General features: G+C 71.6%; 15 protein-coding genes and 1 pseudogene. 8 read left to right on the top strand and 8 right to left on the bottom strand.

Features of this window, described 5'->3' with window-relative positions; all coding sequences use genetic code 11:
* The first annotated feature begins 7 nt into the window (after positions 1–7).
* Entirely contained in the window at positions 8–586 is a 579-nt protein-coding gene (locus ACWZJV_RS03535; protein WP_457180242.1) for an AAA family ATPase, read from the top strand.
* Between the two features lie 43 nt (positions 587–629).
* Positions 630–1,955: pseudogene (gene pdxR / locus ACWZJV_RS03530) on the top strand (MocR-like pyridoxine biosynthesis transcription factor PdxR); the annotation flags it as partial.
* Here the strand turns inward: pdxR and ACWZJV_RS03525 are convergent.
* The 5 genes from ACWZJV_RS03525 to ACWZJV_RS03505 all read right to left on the bottom strand — a co-directional run bounded on the left by ACWZJV_RS03525 (position 1,842) and on the right by ACWZJV_RS03505 (position 8,638).
* Positions 1,842–3,257 carry an APC family permease gene (locus ACWZJV_RS03525; protein WP_457180241.1) on the bottom strand — a complete coding sequence of 472 codons (1,416 nt, stop codon included), beginning with the start codon at positions 3,255–3,257 and terminating at the stop codon, positions 1,842–1,844. The pseudogene pdxR and the gene ACWZJV_RS03525 sit on opposite strands and share 114 nt — an antisense overlap.
* Positions 3,258–3,331: 74 nt before the next feature.
* Complete coding sequence (locus tag ACWZJV_RS03520; RefSeq protein WP_008357283.1) at positions 3,332–4,162, bottom strand: SDR family oxidoreductase; 831 nt, start codon at positions 4,160–4,162, stop codon at positions 3,332–3,334.
* Entirely contained in the window at positions 4,159–5,703 is a 1,545-nt protein-coding gene (locus tag ACWZJV_RS03515) for a class I adenylate-forming enzyme family protein (RefSeq protein WP_457180240.1), read from the bottom strand. Before ACWZJV_RS03515 ends, ACWZJV_RS03520 begins: the two co-directional genes overlap by 4 nt.
* Positions 5,700–7,289 (bottom strand): succinic semialdehyde dehydrogenase, encoded by a 1,590-nt coding sequence (locus ACWZJV_RS03510; RefSeq protein WP_457180239.1) that lies wholly within the window; start codon positions 7,287–7,289, stop codon positions 5,700–5,702. The genes ACWZJV_RS03515 and ACWZJV_RS03510 overlap by 4 nt, the downstream gene beginning before the upstream one ends.
* A gap of 8 nt (positions 7,290–7,297) precedes the next feature.
* On the bottom strand, positions 7,298–8,638 hold the full coding sequence (locus tag ACWZJV_RS03505; RefSeq protein ID WP_008357280.1) for a cytochrome P450: 1,341 nt from the start codon (positions 8,636–8,638) through the stop codon (positions 7,298–7,300).
* A gap of 121 nt (positions 8,639–8,759) precedes the next feature.
* On the opposite strand from ACWZJV_RS03505, the gene ACWZJV_RS03500 reads away from it, so the two are divergent.
* Positions 8,760–9,926, top strand: a complete 1,167-nt coding sequence (locus tag ACWZJV_RS03500; RefSeq protein WP_457182014.1) for an NAD(P)-binding domain-containing protein — start codon at positions 8,760–8,762, stop codon at positions 9,924–9,926.
* Here ACWZJV_RS03500 and ACWZJV_RS03495 read toward each other — a convergent pair.
* On the bottom strand, positions 9,836–10,255 hold the full coding sequence (locus ACWZJV_RS03495) for a pyridoxamine 5'-phosphate oxidase family protein (protein ID WP_008357276.1): 420 nt from the start codon (positions 10,253–10,255) through the stop codon (positions 9,836–9,838). The genes ACWZJV_RS03500 and ACWZJV_RS03495 overlap by 91 nt on opposite strands.
* A 68-nt stretch (positions 10,256–10,323) precedes the next feature.
* Between ACWZJV_RS03495 and ACWZJV_RS03490 the strand changes: the two genes are divergently transcribed.
* On the top strand, positions 10,324–11,019 hold the full coding sequence (locus tag ACWZJV_RS03490) for an aspartate/glutamate racemase family protein (protein WP_008357272.1): 696 nt from the start codon (positions 10,324–10,326) through the stop codon (positions 11,017–11,019).
* Here the strand turns inward: ACWZJV_RS03490 and ACWZJV_RS03485 are convergent.
* On the bottom strand, positions 11,009–11,596 hold the full coding sequence (locus ACWZJV_RS03485; protein ID WP_008357271.1) for a GNAT family N-acetyltransferase: 588 nt from the start codon (positions 11,594–11,596) through the stop codon (positions 11,009–11,011). The genes ACWZJV_RS03490 and ACWZJV_RS03485 overlap by 11 nt on opposite strands.
* Entirely contained in the window at positions 11,593–13,707 is a 2,115-nt protein-coding gene (locus tag ACWZJV_RS03480) for a HelD family protein (protein WP_457180238.1), read from the bottom strand. Before ACWZJV_RS03480 ends, ACWZJV_RS03485 begins: the two co-directional genes overlap by 4 nt.
* A 139-nt stretch (positions 13,708–13,846) precedes the next feature.
* Here ACWZJV_RS03480 and ACWZJV_RS03475 point away from each other — a divergent pair, with 139 nt between their 5' ends.
* The 4 genes from ACWZJV_RS03475 to ACWZJV_RS03460 are packed head-to-tail and all read left to right on the top strand — an operon-like array spanning position 13,847 to position 16,835.
* Positions 13,847–14,206, top strand: a complete 360-nt coding sequence (locus ACWZJV_RS03475; protein WP_457180237.1) for a hypothetical protein — start codon at positions 13,847–13,849, stop codon at positions 14,204–14,206.
* 55 nt (positions 14,207–14,261) lie between these two features.
* Entirely contained in the window at positions 14,262–15,191 is a 930-nt protein-coding gene (locus ACWZJV_RS03470) for an ABC transporter ATP-binding protein (protein WP_307785576.1), read from the top strand.
* Complete coding sequence (locus ACWZJV_RS03465; RefSeq protein ID WP_457180236.1) at positions 15,191–16,021, top strand: ABC transporter permease; 831 nt, start codon at positions 15,191–15,193, stop codon at positions 16,019–16,021. The genes ACWZJV_RS03470 and ACWZJV_RS03465 overlap by 1 nt, the downstream gene beginning before the upstream one ends.
* A gap of 1 nt (position 16,022) precedes the next feature.
* Positions 16,023–16,835 carry an ABC transporter permease gene (locus ACWZJV_RS03460; protein ID WP_457180235.1) on the top strand — a complete coding sequence of 271 codons (813 nt, stop codon included), beginning with the start codon at positions 16,023–16,025 and terminating at the stop codon, positions 16,833–16,835.
* Positions 16,836–16,840: the final 5 nt, after the last annotated feature.

Below are 16,840 nucleotides of genomic sequence, written 5' to 3'. Positions count from 1 at the left end.
TGACCTCATGCACCTCATCAACCTCTTCGGCCCGCCGGCGGTCGGCAAGATGAGCGTGGGCAGGGAGATCGCGGCACGTACGCCGTACCGGCTCTTCCACAACCACGCCACGATCGAGCCCTTGCTGGAGGTCTTCGACTGGGAGATGCCGTCATTCGGGGTGCTCAAGTCGGAGTTTCGGCGACGGGTGATCGAGGAGGCGGTGGCCTCCGAGCTCCCGGGCCTGATCTTCACCTTCGTCTGGGCGCTCGACCTGCCCGAGGACACCCGGGCGGTCGAGACGCTGGTCGCCCCGGTGGCCGCGGCGGGTGGAAGGATCGACTTCGTCGAGCTGTACGCCGATCTGCCGACCCGCCTGGGCCGGGAGGGGACCCCGGAGCGGCTGGCCGCGAAGCCGTCCAAGCGCGACACCGAGTGGGCCAGAGCCAACGTGGTGGACTGGAACGAGCGCCACGAGCTCTCCACCGGCCCGGAGGTGTCCTTCCCGTTGGACCTCCCGCACACCGTGGTCGACAACACGCGCCTCTCCGCGGCCGAGACCGCCGAGGAGATCATCACCCGCCTCGGACTGCCCACCCGTCCCTGAGCTGCGCCCGGGGTCCGAAAACCATGGCGCGCCCGGCGCCCAGGTGTGGTCCAATCCCGCTGTGGATCTTGCGCTCGATCTGACGGACCGGTCGGTGAGGTCCGCATCGCTCTACCAGGCGCTGCGCGACGCGCTCGGCGACGGCAGGCTGAAGGCGGGGGACCGGCTCCCGCCGAGCCGGGCGCTGGCCAAGGACCTCGGCATCTCCCGCAACACGGTCGCCACGGTCTACGAGCGCCTTGTCGCCGAGGGGTTCCTGGAGTCGCGCGTGGGCGCGGGGACGTACGTCGCGGCCGCCGCCGGGACTCGCAGAGCCAGCGCCCCGGGATCCCTGATGCCGCGCCCGGGCTGGCGGTGGGCGCCGCGGCCGACGAGCGCGGAGGCGGTGGTCCCGGCGTACGACCTGCGGGTGGGGATCCCGGACGCCGAGCTCTTCCCGTTCGACACCTGGCGGCGGATCCTGGCGGCGGAGTCGCGGCTGCGCGGCCACAACCCGGGCACCTACGCCTCGCCGGCCGGGCTGCCGAGGCTGCGCGAGGCGCTGGCGCACACGGTGGCCTACCACCGCGGGGTGCGGGCCGACCCGGGGCAGATCGTGGTCACCAGCGGCACCCAGCAGGCGCTCGACCTCATCGCCCGCGTCCTGCTCGAGCCGGGCGACATCGTCGCCGTCGAGGACCCGGGCTACCCCTCCGCGCGCGACCTGTTCGCCTCCCACGGCGCCCGCGTGGTGCCGGTCCCGGTGGACGAGGAGGGGCTGGTCGTCGAGCAGCTCCCGGAGCAGGCACGGCTGGTCTATACGACCCCGAGCCATCAGTTCCCGCTCGGCGTACGCCTCTCCCTCCCACGCCGCCGAGCGCTCCTCGACTTCGCCAACACCCACGGCGCCGGCATCGTCGAGGACGACTACGACAGCGAGTTCCGGTTCACCGAGCGGCCCCTGGAGCCGCTGCACGCCCTCGACGACCAGGGCCGGGTGATCTACGTCGGCACCTTCTCCAAGTCGCTGCTGCCCAGTCTGCGCACCGGCTACCTGGTCGCCCCGGGCTCCCTCGTCGACAGCCTCCTGGCCGCCAAGCAGCTCGGCGACGGCTTCGGCCCCGTCCAGCCCCAGGCCGCCCTGGCCCGCTTCCTGGAGGAGGGCCTGCTCGCCCGTCACGTACGCAAGGCGTCCAAGGCGTACGCCGAGCGCCGCTCGATCCTCTTGCAGCATCTCGACACCTGGCCGGTCGAGGTGTTCCCCTCGGCCGCCGGCCTACACCTCTCCGCTCAGGCAGATCTCCCCGCCGACCTGGCCGAACGTGCCGCCGCCGAGGGGCTTGCCCTGGACACGATCGCCGCCCACCGCCTGCTGCCCGGCCCCGACGGGCTCTTCCTGGGCTACGGAGCCGTTCGGACCGACAGCCTCCCACGCGGGCTCGAGCTGCTGGCCACGCTGGCGGGCTGGGCGTGAGCGCACCAGCGACCAGGCCAGGCCGGCGCCCGCGCAGAGCAGCGGACCGAGCAGGTGGGCCCCGGTGAGCGCCAGCAGCACCAGCGCCGCGACCAGCGAGCAGACCGCGGCCCACCACGACCGCGTGCCGCGCGGCAGCAGCCGCAGCGCGGCGGCGGCCCCCACGACGTAGAGCAGCGAGAAGGTCCCCGAGGCCATCAGCAGGCCTATGTCCGTGGAGACCCGGGCGAGCCAGATCGCGGCGAGGGAACCGAGCGCGACCGCACAGATCGCGAGCAGCGAGCGGCGGGGGATGACCACGGCTGGGTCGGCGAGGAACCGGGGCAGCGAACCCTCGCGCGCCAACGAGGCCCCGAGGCGCGAGCCTCCGGCGAAGTAGGCGTTGATCGCGCCGATGGTCAACAGGACCGCGACGACCGCGGTCACCGGCCGGGCGCCCTCCCCGAAGCCGAGCACGAGCAGGTCCGACAGCGGTGCCGAGCTCGACGAGGACCCGATCGCCGCGACGGTCACGAACGCGATGCCGAGGTAGAGCACCGTCACCACCCCGAGCGCCAGGTACGTCGCCCGGCGGATGTCGCGCGCCGGGTCGCGGTACTCCGCCGAGAGCGAGGAGAGGATCTCCCAGCCTGCGAACGCCCACACCAGCATCGCCGCCGCGGTGCCGACCGAGCCCCACCCGTGCGGCGCGAACGGCGCCAGCCGCCCGAGCTCCGCGTGCGGCAGCGCCACCAGGACCGCCACCGCGAGCAGCACCGCGATCGCCCCGGCGATCGCCAGCTGCACGCCGCCGGACACCTTGATCCCGAACCAGTTCATGACCGTGACCAGCACGATGATCGCCGCCGTCGCGGCCAGCGACATGCTCTGGCCGCCGCCGAAGGCGTCGGCGACGTACGCCCCACCGAACCCGGCCGCGACCGGGGCCCCGATGCCGATCGTCAGGTAGAACGTCCAGCCCACCATCGTCGCCACGTGCTGGTTGAAGGCCAGCCGGGCGTACGTCGCCACCCCGCCGCCGTCCGGATGCCGCGCCCCCAGCGCGGCGAAGGTCGTCGCCAGCGGCACCGAGAGCACGATCAGGGCCAGCCAGGCCACGAGCGAGGCCGGTCCGGCCTCGCTCGCCGCGAGGGCGGGCAGGGAGATGACACCGGTGCCGAGCACCGCACCGAGGGTGAGAGCCGCGCCCTGGGGCACGGAGAGTCCGTCGTTGTTCACGCCTCCGACGCTAGTGAGCTCGGAGCCCTCCGCGCCCGGCCAATCGACCGCTCGTCTCCTGGGCCAATCCACCCCTACCGGACGTTGCGTCGCACCCGCTCCTCGTAGGCCGCCCGCGCCGCCGGGTCGACGCCGGCGAGCAGCTGCGAGGCGTTGGTGGTCCGGTCCACGAAGTCCTGGAACCGGCGCGGCATCGCCTGGGTGATCTTGGTCAGCGTCTGGGTCCAGTTGGGCACCCAGACCTCGGGCCGCGGCTCGCGGATGACCGACTCGATCGCCTCCGCGACGTCCTCGGCGGTGACCGGCTTCATCCCCTTCGCCGGCGGCACCCCGTCGGCCAGCTCGGTCTGCACCACCGTCGGCAGGATGAGGGACACGTCGACCCCCGCGGGTGCCAGCTCGAGACGCAGCGCCTCGGAGAAGCCGACCACGGCGAACTTCGAGGCCGAGTAGGTCGCCGCGTCCGGCACCGGCACCCGGCCGACGGCCGAGGCGACGTTGACGATGTGGCCCTGGCCGCGGTCGACCATGGCCGGAGCGACGGCCTTGATCCCGTTGATCGGGCCGTGCACGTTGACGTCGAAGATCGCCCGGGTGAGCGCGTCCTCCTCCTTGAGGACCGACCCGAGCGGCATGATCCCGGCGTTGTTGACCAGCACGTCCCAGGGCCCCAGCTCCGCGACCGTGTCGAGGAAGCTGCGCCAGGACGCGGGGTCGGTGACGTCGAGACGCGCGGCCATCACGCGCGGCCCGAACTCGCCGACCACGTCGGCGAGCAGGTCGGGGTCCAGGTCGCCCACGGCGACTTTCGCCCCGGCGCGCGCGAGCCGCTCGACGGTGGCGCGGCCGATGCCACGGGCGCCTCCGGTGACGATGACGGCGGATCCCTCGATCTGGCGTGTCATGACTCTCCTTCGCTGGTGCGGACCATGCTGCGTACGGCTTTCCTGTCGGTCTTGCCGACGCTGGTGACGGGCACGGCGTCGAGGATCCTGACCTCGCGGGGGTACTTGTGGGCGGCGAGCCGTGTCTTCGCGAACGCGATCAGCTCCTCCGGCGTGGTGCGCGCGCCGGGATGCAGCGCGACGACGGCGACCACCTCCTCGCCCCGCTGGGCGTCGGGGCGGCCGACGACCGCGGCGGCGGTGACCGCCTCGTGGGCGAGGAGGGCGTCCTCGACGTCGCGCGGGAAGACGTTGAACCCGCCGCGGATGATCAGGTCCTTGATCCGGTCGTCGACGTAGAGGTAGCCGTCGGCGTCGAAGTGGCCGATGTCGCCGGTGTGCAGCCAGCCGTCGACGACGGTGGCCGCGGTCTGCTCGGGATCGTTCCAGTAGCCCCGCATCACCCCGGGGCCGCGCACCCAGATCTCGCCCTCCTCGCCGGTCGCGACCGGTTCACCGGACGGCCCGGCGATGATCACCTCGGCGTGCGAGAGCGGCTTGCCGACGCTGCCGGGCCGCGACTCCTCCAGCGTCGAGGCGGCGATCACCGCGCTCGACTCGGTGCAGCCGTAGCCCTCCAGGATGGTCACGCCGAAGGCCTCCTCGGCCTTCTCGCGCAGCGCCGGCAGCAACGGCGCTCCGCCGCTGCCGAAGGAGCGCAGCGCGCTCAGGTCGTAGTCCTGATACGGCTGGTCGAGCAGCATCTGCAGCATCGACGGCACCACCGTGCTCGACTCCACCCGGTGCTCCTGGGCGAGCTCGAGCCACCCCTTGGCATCGAACCACCGCTGCAGCACCGAGCTCTGCGGGCGAGAGGAGTGCATGCCGCTGATGACCACGATCAGGCCGTACGCATGGGAGAGCGGCAGCGGCAGCAGCCACCGGGTCGTGCCCTGGCTCTCCCCGACCCGGTGGAGCGCGTGCCCGGACTCCCACAAGCCGCGGTGGCTGAGCATCACGCCCTTGGCCCGGCCGGTCGTGCCGCCGGTGTAGAGCAGCGCCGCGAGATCGTCGTCGCCACGAGGCGCGATGTCGATCGGGTCGGCGCTCTCCAGACTCTCGTACGCCACCACCCCCGCCCCCTCCTCGACGCCTCCGGCGACGATGACGGTGAGCTCGAGGCCCTCGGAGGCCGCCTGGATCAGCGGCAGCAGCTCGGGCGTGACGATGGCGGCCCTGGCGCCGGAGTCCTCCAGGATGTGGCGCAGCTCGGGCGGCGTCTGCAGGAAGATCACCGGCGTTACCACCGCGCCGGCGCGCCACAGGGCGCGGTAGCTGACGAAGACCTCCGGGGTGTTCATGGTGAGCACGACGACCCGGTCGCCGGGCTCGATCCCGAGCTCCCGCAGGCCGCCGGCGACCCGGGCGGACCGCTCGGCGATCTCTCTGGACGAGTGCCAGGTGCCCTCGAAGAAGACCATCGGATGGTCGCCGTGGCGGGCGTAGGACTCCTCGGCGAGCACCGCCAGGTTGTGCTTCCCCGGCGCGGTCGGCCCGCTCATCGTGCCCCCAGCTTCCTCAGGGCCTTGAGCTGTCCGTTGCCGAGCTGCACGAACTTCTCGACCGTCTGCCCCTTGAACGGCCCGATCGGGCCCATCCGCGAGACGGCGAGGGTCTGGGCGTCGGTGAACTTCCGGATCCCGTCCGCGCCGTGGCGGCGACCGAGCCCGCTCGAGCCCATGCCGCCCATCCCGGCCTCGATGCTGCCGGCCGCCAGGGCCGCGCCGTCGTTGATGTTGACCGCACCCGCACGGATCCGGCGGGCGATCATGTCGGCCTCGCGTACGTTCTTGCTGAACACGCTCGCGGAGAGCCCGGCCTCGCCCTGGTTGGCGATCCGGACCGCCTCCTCGTCGCTGTCGGCGCGGTAGAGCGCCACCACCGGGCCGAAGGTCTCGCCCAGGCAGAGATCCATCTCGGACGTGACCCCCTCCAGGACCGTCGGGGCGAAGGCGAACGGGCCCACCTCGGCGAGCGGCTCACCGCCGGCGAGCACCGTCGCGCCCTTGGCGACCGCGTCGGCGACGTGGGCGGTGACCTTGTCGAGCTGGGCCTGCGAGGCCAGCGAGCCGACGTCGGCCGAGTAGTCGAAGGTCTGCCCGACCACCTGGCCCTCCGTCTCGGCGACCAGCGCCTGGCGGAACGTGTCGTAGACGTCCGTGTGCACGACCACCCGCTCGATGTGGACGCACATCTGGCCGGTGTTGGCGAAGGCGGCCATCACCGTGCCGCGGGCGGCCTGGGCGAGGTCGGCGTCGCGGCGGACGATGAGCGGGTTCTTCCCGCCGAGCTCGAGAGAGGCGCCGATCAGCCGGCCGGCCGCGCGCTGGGCCACGATCCGCCCGGTGGCCGTCGAGCCCGTGAAGGCGATGTAGTCGACGTTGTCGATGACCGCCTCGCCGGTGGCGGCGCCCGGTCCGGTGACGACCTGCCAGACGTGCTCGGGCAGCCCCGCCTCGGCCATCAGCGCCCGCGCCCACAGCAGCGTCAAGGGCGCCTGCGGGTCGGCCTTGCTGATCACGGCAGACCCGGCGAGCAGGGCCGGGATCGCGTCGCCCACCCCGAGATAGAGCGGGTAGTTCCACGGCGAGATGATCCCGACGACCTGCTTCGCCACCCGCACCTCCTTCACCGAGGTGACGCCGGGGATGGCGCCGCGGACGCGCTTGTCGGCGAGGTAGGCGGGGGCACGCCTGGCGTAGTGGCGGGCGATGTTGCCGACCTGCAGGACCTCCTGCCAGGCGTGGAAGCGGGCCTTGCCCATCTCCCACTGGATCAGGTCGAGCACCTCGTCCTGGCGCTCGACCAGCAGGTCGTGGAACCGCAGCATGACCTCGGCACGGTCCCGGAGATCGAGCGTGGCCCAGTCGGGCTGGGCCGCCCGGGCGGCGGCCGCCGCCTCGGCGACGTCCGCGGCCGTCACCGACGGCACCGGGGCGGTCGGCAGGGCGTCGTACGGTGCGATCGCGGTCAGTGTGCCCTCGCCGCCCGAGACCGGAGCCGACACCCACCGGGTCCAGGAGGCGAGCCGTGACTCGTCGATCCAGCCGGGACGTACGCTCGCGGCCTCCGTTGTCTTCGTCGTCATCGGTCTCCTCAGATCCGGGTCAGGTGGATGGGGTTGCCGTCCTTCGGGAACGGCAGCGAGCTGTTGTCGAGGGGTGCGCGGTAGCCGGGGGAGACGCTCCACCGGTAGTCGCGCAGGAGCCGGTGCAGGATCGACTTGACCTCGAGGCCGGCGAAGTAGAGGCCGATGCACTTGTGCACGCCGCCGCCGAACGGCTCCCATGCCATCCGGTGGCTCTTGTCCTCGCGCCGGTGCGGCGCGAACCGCTCGGGGTCGAAGACGGTCGGGTTGGTCCAGTAGTCCTCCATCATGTGGCTGAACTGGACCCCGACCATCACCGCGGTGTCGGCGGGGATGCGGACGCCGAGGAGCCGGGTCTCCTTGACCGTACGCCGGATCAGCGCCGGCACCGGGGCCCGCAGCCGCAGCGCCTCCTTCATCACCAGGTCCAGGCTGGTGAGGCTCTCGATCTCGGCCATCGTGGGGGCAGGGCCGAGGGCGAGGGACTCCTCGCGGCAGCGCTGCTGCCACTGCGGATGCTGGCCCAGGTACTGCAGCATCGTCGAGGTGGTGATGGTCGAGGTGTCGTGGGCGGCCATCATCAGGAAGATCATGTGGTTGACGACGTCCTCGTCGCTGAACCGCTCGCCGTCGTCGGTCTCGATGTGGCACAGGACCGAGAAGATGTCGTCGGTCTGCTGCGCTCGCTTGGCCGGGAGGTAGTGGCGCAGGAAGCCCTCCAGCACCTTCCGCCCGCGGAACGCCCGGCCCCAGCGAGTGAACGGCACATCGGCACGTACGACGCCCGCAGCCGCCTGCACGCAGGCGATGAACGCCCGGTTGACCCGGTCCATCTCGGCGCGGCTGGTCTCGGCCGCGCCGCCCATGAAGATGTCCGCGGCGATGTCGAGGGTGAGCTGCTTGAGCCGCGGATAGGACTGGAACGCCGGGGCGTTGGCCCAGCCGCGGATGCCCTGCGCGATCGCCGGGTGCATCGCGGTCGTGTACGTCGCGAGCCGATCCCGGGTGAAGGCCTCCTGCATGATCCGGCGATGGACGTGGTGCTCCTCGAAGTCGAGCAGCATCAGGCCCCGGTCGAAGAAGGGGCCGACGATCTGCCCCCAGGCCGGCCCGTTGGCGTACGCCTTGTCCTTGTTGCGCAGCACCGCCTCGCAGGCGTCCGGGCCGAGCACGACCACGCCGGTCTCACCGGCCCGGAAGAACGGCGAGACCGGCCCGTACGTCTCCCACTGGTGCCGGTAGAAGCCGACCGGGTCGCGGGAGTAGTCCAGCAGCCGGCCCACCCAGGGGAGTCCGCGGTCGCCGGGGGCGAGTCGTGGGACCTCGCGGATCGTCTCGGCGGCTGTCATGGTGTCTGATCCATCGTGTCCGACCTCCCGATCCGAGTCTCAGTCGAGGGTAGTCAAGTAGAACGTGTTCCCGCAGCATTCCGTGGGTATGGAATTTATTCGGTGCGTTGTTGAGGTGTCTGTGGAGAGCTACGAGTCAGTGGTGATCGGTGCCGGCCAGGCCGGGTTGTCGGCGTCCTACCACCTCAGCCGGCTGGGCGTACGCCACGTGGTGCTCGACGCCGAGCGGCGCCCCGGCGGCGCCTGGCAGCACCGCTGGGACTCGCTGACCATGCACGACGTGCACGGCGTGGCCGACCTGCCGGACGGGCGGGCGCCGGGCGATTCCGGCGAGCGGGCCAACGTCGCGGTGCCGAGCTGGTTCGGGCTCTACGAGTCCCTGCACGACCTACCGGTGGAGCGTCCCGTCTCGGTGACGTCGGTGACCTCCGTCGGAGATCTGCTCGCGGTGCACTCGGCCGACGGGCGGACCTGGTTCACCAAGACCCTCGTCAACGCGACCGGCACCTGGACCCGGCCGTTCGTCCCGCACTACCCGGGCGCCTCGACGTTCCTGGGGGAGCAGGTGCACACCCACGACTATCCGGGTGCTGCTCACTTCGCCGGGAAGCGCGTCGCGGTGGTCGGCGGGGGAGCTTCGGCGGTGCAGTTCCTCGGCGAGCTCGCGCCGCTCACCCCGGTGCTCTGGATCACCCGCCGCGAGCCGGTCTGGCGCACGGACTTCGACGCCGATCGCGGGCGCGAGGCGGTGACACTGGTCGCCGAGCGGGTCGAGGCCGGCCTGCCGCCGGCCAGCGTCGTCAGCGTCACCGGCCTCTCGCTGCGTCCGCAGGAGCAGGAGGCCGCGCGCCTCGGGGTCTACGAGCGCCGGCTGCCGATGTTCTCCCGGATCGAGCCGTCCGGGCTGCGGTGGGAGTCGGGCGCGTTCGAGCCGGTCGACGCGATCTTGTGGGCCACCGGGTTCCGGCCGGCGATCACCCACCTCGCGCCGCTCCACCTGCGCAGCTCCCACGGTGGGATCCCGCTGCTGCGCGAGTCGGCCGACGTCCAGACCGCGGTCACCGCTGCGTACGACCCGCGTGTCCAGCTCGTCGGCTACGGGCCCTCGGCGAGCACCATCGGTGCCAGCCGCGCCGGGCGGGCTGCCGCGCGGGCCGTTCGCCGGCAGCTGGCCGACCCTCAGGTGGCGGCGGAGTCTCAGAAGGCGCCGAGGTCGGCCGAGAGCCAGTTCTCCGGCGAGAGCCGCACGGTCACCTCGGGCGGGAAGTTCGCCGCCTCCGCCAGGTAGGGCCCGACCGCCTCCGGCGGCAGATACCGTCGCGCCATCGCCTCCGACTCGCCCTCGGCGGCATCGGCGATCCGCACCGGACCCTCGACCGACACGTAGCGCACCGTCGGGTCCAGGCGCTCCACCATCAGCGTGCAGCGTCCCGCGGCCTTGATCAGCCGGGTCTTCAGCGAGTCCTTCCCGGTTACGAACCACACCTCGCCGCCGGGGGTGTAGTCGTACCAGATCGGCACCGTCAGGGGACCCTGACCGTTCTCTCGGCTCACCGAGAGGGCTGCGATGAGGGGCTGGGTCAGGAGCTCTTGGCGGTCTGCGAGTGGGATTCCCATGGTGTCGACCGTACGCCGGGGTCGGCACGAGTGGCCCGGCGTGTTGGCCGCCCGGGCAGACTGAGGGCATGCGACGGATCGGTGTGCTGGGCGGGATGAGCTGGGAGTCGACGGCGGAGTACTACCGCCTCCTCAACGAGATCACCGCGAAGCGGCTCGGTGGGCTGCACTCGGCCGACCTGCTCGTACGCTCGGTGGACTTCGCGGAGATCGAGGAGATGCAGGTCTCCGGCGAGTGGGAGCGGGCCGGGGCCCGGCTGGCCGAGGAGGCTGCCACGTTGAGCGGGGCCGGGGCGGAGGTGATCGTGCTGGCCACCAACACGATGCACAAGGTGGCCGGGGCGCTGGAGGAGACGTACGGGGATCGTTTCCTGCACCTGGGTGACACGACCGCGGCGGCGGTGCGCGCGGCCGGGGTCGGGCGCGTGGGACTGCTCGGCACCGGGTTCACGATGTCGCAGCCGTTCTACGCCGACCGGCTGCGTGGCCACGGCCTCGACGTCATCGTCCCCACCGAGCCGGACCAGGAGACCGTGCACCGGATCATCTACGAGGAGCTGTGCCTGGGGACGTTCCTGGACAGCTCGCGTCAGGCGTACCTCGAGGTCGTGGACCGGCTGGTCGCCGCGGGCTGCGAGGGCGTCATCCTCGGCTGCACCGAGATCGAGCTGCTGCTGCCGATGGAGACGTACGCAGGTGTGCCGCTGTTCCCGACGACCCGGCTGCACTGCGAGGCCGCGGTCGAGGCGGCCCTCAGCCTCTAGCGGCCCACTCCTCGGCCAGGATCGCGTAGGAGAGGCCGTCGAGCCAACCCCGGGTGCGGTGCAGGGAGTCCTTGACGGTGTGCGACTCGCGGCGCATCCCGAGGCGCTCCATGAGCCGCCAGGAGGCCACGTTGTCGGCGAAGCACTCGGCGATGACGCGACGCAGCCCGAGAGCGCCGAAGCAGACGTCCATCACCGCACGTACGGCCTCGGTCGCGTAGCCGTTGCCCTGGTGGGCGGGGTCGATCGTCCAGCCGAGCTCGGCCTGGGTGCCGTCGGCCTGGTTGCGCACCTCGGTCTGCGACCACGGGTCGGTGACCCGCAGCATGAGGTCGCCGACGATGACGCCGTCGCGCTCGATCACCAGGGCGGGCCCGAGGACGTCGGGTCGCTCGAAGATCCGACGGTAGGCGTCGATGTCCGCGAACGCACTCGTCACCCACTCGGAGACCTCGGGGAGGCCGCGGAAGGCCCAGGTCGGCTCGATGTCGGCGGGCGTCATCCGCCGGATCACGAGCCGTTCGGTACGCAGCGGCCACTCGGCCTTCACCAGCGGGTCAGGGCGGGTGTCGATCATGCGTCCACCTTCGCACCAACACTCTCCGGGATGCCACCCAGTTCTTCGGGAAGGCCGCCCTGGGTGAGCTCGGTGCGCACCACCAGGGACGTGACCGCGCGGGTGAGGCAGACGTAGAGGCGGCGCAGGCCGGTCTCGCGGTCGGGCTCGCCGGCCACGATCGCCGTCGGGTCGGAGACGACGACGTGGTCGAACTCGAGACCCTTCGCCAGCGAGGCGGGGACCAGGTCGAGATGGGCGTCGAACTCGGTCTCCGCGTCGGCCGCGCTGACCTCACCGAGGGCGATCTCGGCGAAGGCGAGCCCGGCCTCGGTCAGCTCGGCGCGCACCGCCGCCAGCGCGGCGTCGGGCACGATCAGTCCCACCGACCCGGCCCGGTCGAGCACGTCCGCCAGCGCCTCCACGACGGTCGCGGAGGTGAAGGTGAGGTCGCCGCGGGTGCGGCGCACCGCGACCGGCGGCTCCAGGTCGGGAGCGATGTGGGGGAGGAGGCGGGCGGCGTAGGCGATCACGTCGGCCGGCACCCGGAACCCGCGGGTGAGCTGCTCGACATGGCCCTCGGGCTTGCCGAGATGGGCCAGGGCATCGGCCCAGGACGACGAGGCCCACGGCGTGGTCGCCTGGGCGAGGTCGCCCAGGATCGTGAGCGAACCCGTCGTCGAGCGGCGGCCGAGGGCGCGCAGCATCATCGCGGAGAAATCCTGGGCCTCGTCGGCGACGATGTGGGCGACGGACGGCGTACGGTCGAGCAGGTCGGCGATCTCGTCGAGGAGCACCAGGTCGGCCAGCGACCAGCGGGCTGCGCCGGCCGAGCGGGGCGGCTTCTCCCACCGCAGCAGCGCCTGCTCTTCCTCCGAGAGCACCCCGTCGGCGATCTCCGCCAGCCATTCCGCGTCGGTGAGCAGCCGGAACAGCACCCGGGCCGGCTTGAGGTCCGGCCACAGCGCGGCCGCGTAGTCCTTGACCGGCTTCGTCCGCGCCACCGCGTCGTGCACCCGGTCGTCGGGGGAGTCGCCGGACCGCTCCATCTGCACCAGCACCCGGTGGGCCAGGGCCCGCGGGAGCAGAGCCCGGCCGGCTGCGTACCGGAGATCGTTGGCGCGCAGCCCCTCCACGGCCTCGCGCGCCTCCGAGGCCGGCACCCGCCAGCGTCGCGAACCGCGCGGGACCACCAGCGCCTCCTCGGGCTCGCCGATGTGGGACCAGACCGCCCGGCGGAGCACCTCGGCCATGCGTACGTCACCCTTCAGCGTCGCCACCGGAGCGGTGTCCTCCGCCCGGACGGTGCCGTGGCTCTGCCCGTTCTCGGCGACCAGCTCGGCGATCGTCGCCTGCTTGGCCTCGATCTCGCCGAGCGCGGGGAGCACGTCGCGGATGTAGCGCAGGAACGAGGCGTTGGGGCCGACGATCAGGACCCCGCGCCGGGTGAGCTGGTCGCGGTGCGCGTAGAGGAGGTACGCCGCCCGGTGCAGCCCCACGGCCGTCTTCCCGGTGCCCGGCGCACCCTGGACGACGATCGTCTGCGACAGGTCGGCCCGGACCAGGACGTCCTGCTCGGGCTGGATGGTGGCGACGATGTCGCGCATCGGCCCCACACGGGGCCGCTCGATCTCGGCCTCGAGGATCGCCGAGTGCTCCTGTGCGGGCCCGGCGTCGGTCAGCGACTCGTCCTCGAAGGCGGTCAGCTCGCCGTGGGAGAACCCGTAGCGGCGCCTGCGCGCCAGCCCCATCGGCTCGGTCCGTGAGGCCCGGTAGAACGGGACGCTGACCGGGGCGCGCCAGTCGACCACCATCGGGTCGCCGGCGCTGTCGGTGATGTGGCGGCGGCCGACGTGGAACGACTCGGCTCCCGCGGCGGCGGTCCGGTCGATCCGGCCGAAGAAGAGCGGCACCTCCGGGTCGTCCGCGAGCTGCTCGAGGCGGTGCGCGAGCGTCGCGTCGAGGATCTCGGCGCTGACCCAGTTGCCGGCGTCGGAGGAGTCCAGCGACTCGACCCTCCGGCGCATCCGGGCCAGGTCCTGACGGGAGGCGTCCAGATGGGCTCGTTCCGCGTCGAGCTCGCCGAGGTCGTCGTGGTTGGTTTTCTCGTCGAGTGTCCCGTCTATGGGCATGGCTGGTTCATCGCTTCTCCGTGGCGGCCGGGTGATCGATCGGGCGTGGGGTCAAAGGCTCCAAGATAGGCGAGCCCGGAGTGGCTGCCCAACAGGTTTATCGAGGCGCGCGTTGGGCACCGGGAGGCACAATAAAAGCGTGAGCCTGTTCGATCGATTTCGGCGCCGCGGGACGCGGATGAGCCGTCCCACCGGCGAGAGCTACACCGGATCCACCCGGGTACGCGCCTCGAACTCCACCGACCAGAAGCATCTCGAGCAGTTCATCGAGACCCGGCGAGGTGTCGAGGGGTTCGTCGAGCCGCGCACGGTCGTCAGCGAGGTGACCCTGCTGCTGGTCGCCCACGACGGCGAGTGGACCCGGCGGCGGGTGCCGTCGGCGCAGTGGGCGCACAAGTTCGCCAACAAGCACAAGGTTCCGTCCTACGACGCGGCCGTGGTCGGCGTACCGCAGCGGATGCGCGACTACAACCGGCGCCGGAAGCAGCAGGGCGGGTAGGCGCCGGCCGGAACTCGCTCGAAACTGTCGGTGCGCGCATCTAGTCTTTGCCGACGTGGGTGAAGACCTGATGATCTCGGCGCGTGGCCTGCGCAAGTCGTTCGGCGACTTCGAGGCGGTGCGCGGCATCGACGTCTCGGTGCGGCCCGGGGTGGCCTTCGGCTTCCTGGGTCCCAACGGTGCCGGCAAGTCCTCGACGATGCGGATGATCTGCTGCGTCTCGCCGCCGACCGGGGGAGAGCTGCGGGTCTTCGGGATGGACCCGGCCAGGGAGGGGCCGAAGATCAAGGCACGGCTCGGGGTGTGCCCGCAGGAGGACACCCTCGACGTCGAGCTCAACGTCTACGACAACCTCTACGTCTACGGCCGCTACTTCGGCCTGCCGCGAGCCGAGGTCAAGGGCCGGATCGAGGAGCTGCTCGACTTCGTCCAGCTCACCGAGAAGGCCAAGGCGAAGGTCGACGACCTCTCCGGCGGGATGAAGCGGCGGCTGACCATCGCCCGGAGCCTGATCAACCGGCCCGAGATCCTGGTGCTCGACGAGCCGACCACCGGCCTGGACCCGCAGGCGCGCCACGTCATCTGGGACCGGCTCTTCCGGCTCAAGCAGGCGGGCGTGACCCTGCTGCTGACCACCCACTACATGGACGAGGCCGAGCAGCTGTGCGATGAGCTCGTGGTGATGGACCAGGGCCGGATCGTGGCCCACGGCACGCCGCTGGGGCTGATCCAGGAGCACTCCACCCGCGAGGTCGCCGAGCTGCGCTTCGGCGTCGGCGAGCACGAGGCGCTGGCCGCCAAGGTCGAGGACCTGGCCGAGCGGGTCGAGGTGCTGCCCGACCGGCTGCTGCTCTACAGCGACGACGGCGAGGCGGTCATCGAGGCCGTCCACAGCCGCGACCTGGCCCCGGTGGCGACGCTGGTGCGGCGCTCCTCGCTCGAGGACGTCTTCCTGCACCTGACCGGCCGGACGCTGGTGGACTGATGACCGACTACGCCGACACGGGCCCGGCCACCGCGCCGACCGCGCCCTCGGGGCTGGTCGCCGGTGCGCTGCGGATGGGCGACTACTGGCTCACGGTCCTGGCGCGCACCTGGAAGGGCGGGGTGATCACCACCTTCGTGACCCCTTTCTTCTACGTGCTGGCGCTGGGCGTGCTGCTGGGCGGGTTCGTCGACGCCGACCCGGCCACGCTCGAGGGCGCGTCGACCTACCTGGCGTTCGTGGCTCCCGGCATGGTGGCCGCCCACGCGATGACGATCGCCTTCGCCGACCTCACCTATCCGGTGATGGGCATGCTCAAGTGGCAGCGGATCTACTACTCGATGATCGCCTCGCCGCTGGCGCCGTCCCACATCGTCCTGGCCCAGCTCGGCTGGGTGGTGCTGCGGGCGCTGTTCGCCTGCGGGGTGTTCCTGCTGGTCCTGGCTGCCTTCGGGGTGTTCGAGACGGTGTCGGGCGTGCTGGCGGCCTGGCTGGTGCAGGGGCTGGTGGCGCTGGCCTTCGCCACCCCCGTGATGCTGTTCTCGCTCTCGATCAAGGGCGAGGAGTCCTTCGCGCTGATCTTCCGGCTGGGGATGATCCCGCTGACGCTGTTCAGCGGCACGTTCTTCCCGATCGGCAACCTGGGTCCCGTGCTCGAGAAGATCGCGATGGCCTCACCGCTGTGGCACGGCGTCGACCTGACCCGGATGCTCACGGTCGGTGAGCTCGACTGGAGCATGGTCGCGATCCACGTCGCCTATCTCGGCATCCTGGCGGTGGTGTGCTGGTGGCTCGCGATCCGCAGGCTAGGCGAGAGGCTGGTCTCCTGAGATGGCGATCCTCAACGCTGCGGTGAGCACCGCCGTCGCCCGTCCGCTGCGGGGCGGCGAGGCCGCCCGGCTGCTGCTGTGGCGCAACATCCTCGTCTACCGGCGGGCCTGGCTGGTGTTCGTCACCGGCTTCCTGGAGCCGGTCTTCTACCTGTTCTCGATCGGCATCGGCGTCGGTGCGATCGTCACCGGGTTCACCTATGCCGGCGAGCCGATCGAGTATCGAGACTTCGTCGCGCCCGGGATGATCGCGGCCTCGGCGATGAACGGGTCGCTGCTGGACGCGACCTTCAACTTCTTCTTCAAGCTGAAGTACAACAAGCTCTACGACCAGATGCTGGCCACCCCGCTGCGCACGGTCGACATCGCGGTCGGCGAGATCCTCTGGAACCAGCTGCGCAGCGGCATCTACGTCGCGGCGTTCCTGGTGATCATGCTCGCGATGGACCTCGTGCACTCTTGGTGGGCGATCCTGGTCGTGCCGGCGGCGCTGCTGATCGGGTCGGCCTTCGGGGCCGTGGGCATGGCCCTGACGACCTACATGACCTCCTGGCAGGACTTCGAGAAGGTCACCCTCGCGATGATGCCGATGTTCCTGTTCAGCGCGACCTTCTTCCCGGTCACGGCCTACCCGGACTGGCTGCGCTGGGTCGTGGAGGTGACGCCGCTCTACCGCGGCGTCGTGCTCTGCCGCGAGCTGACCCTCGGGGTGCCCTCGTGGGGCTCGCTGGTCTCGGTGGTCTACCTGCTGGCCTTCGGCGCGATCGGGCTCGCCGTCGTGCGGCGCAGGCTCGACTCCCTACTCCTCACCTGAGCGGC

The sequence above is a fragment of the Nocardioides sp. WG-D5 genome (genome assembly GCF_054031175.1).
This window is presented reverse-complemented; position numbering and strand designations above follow the sequence as displayed.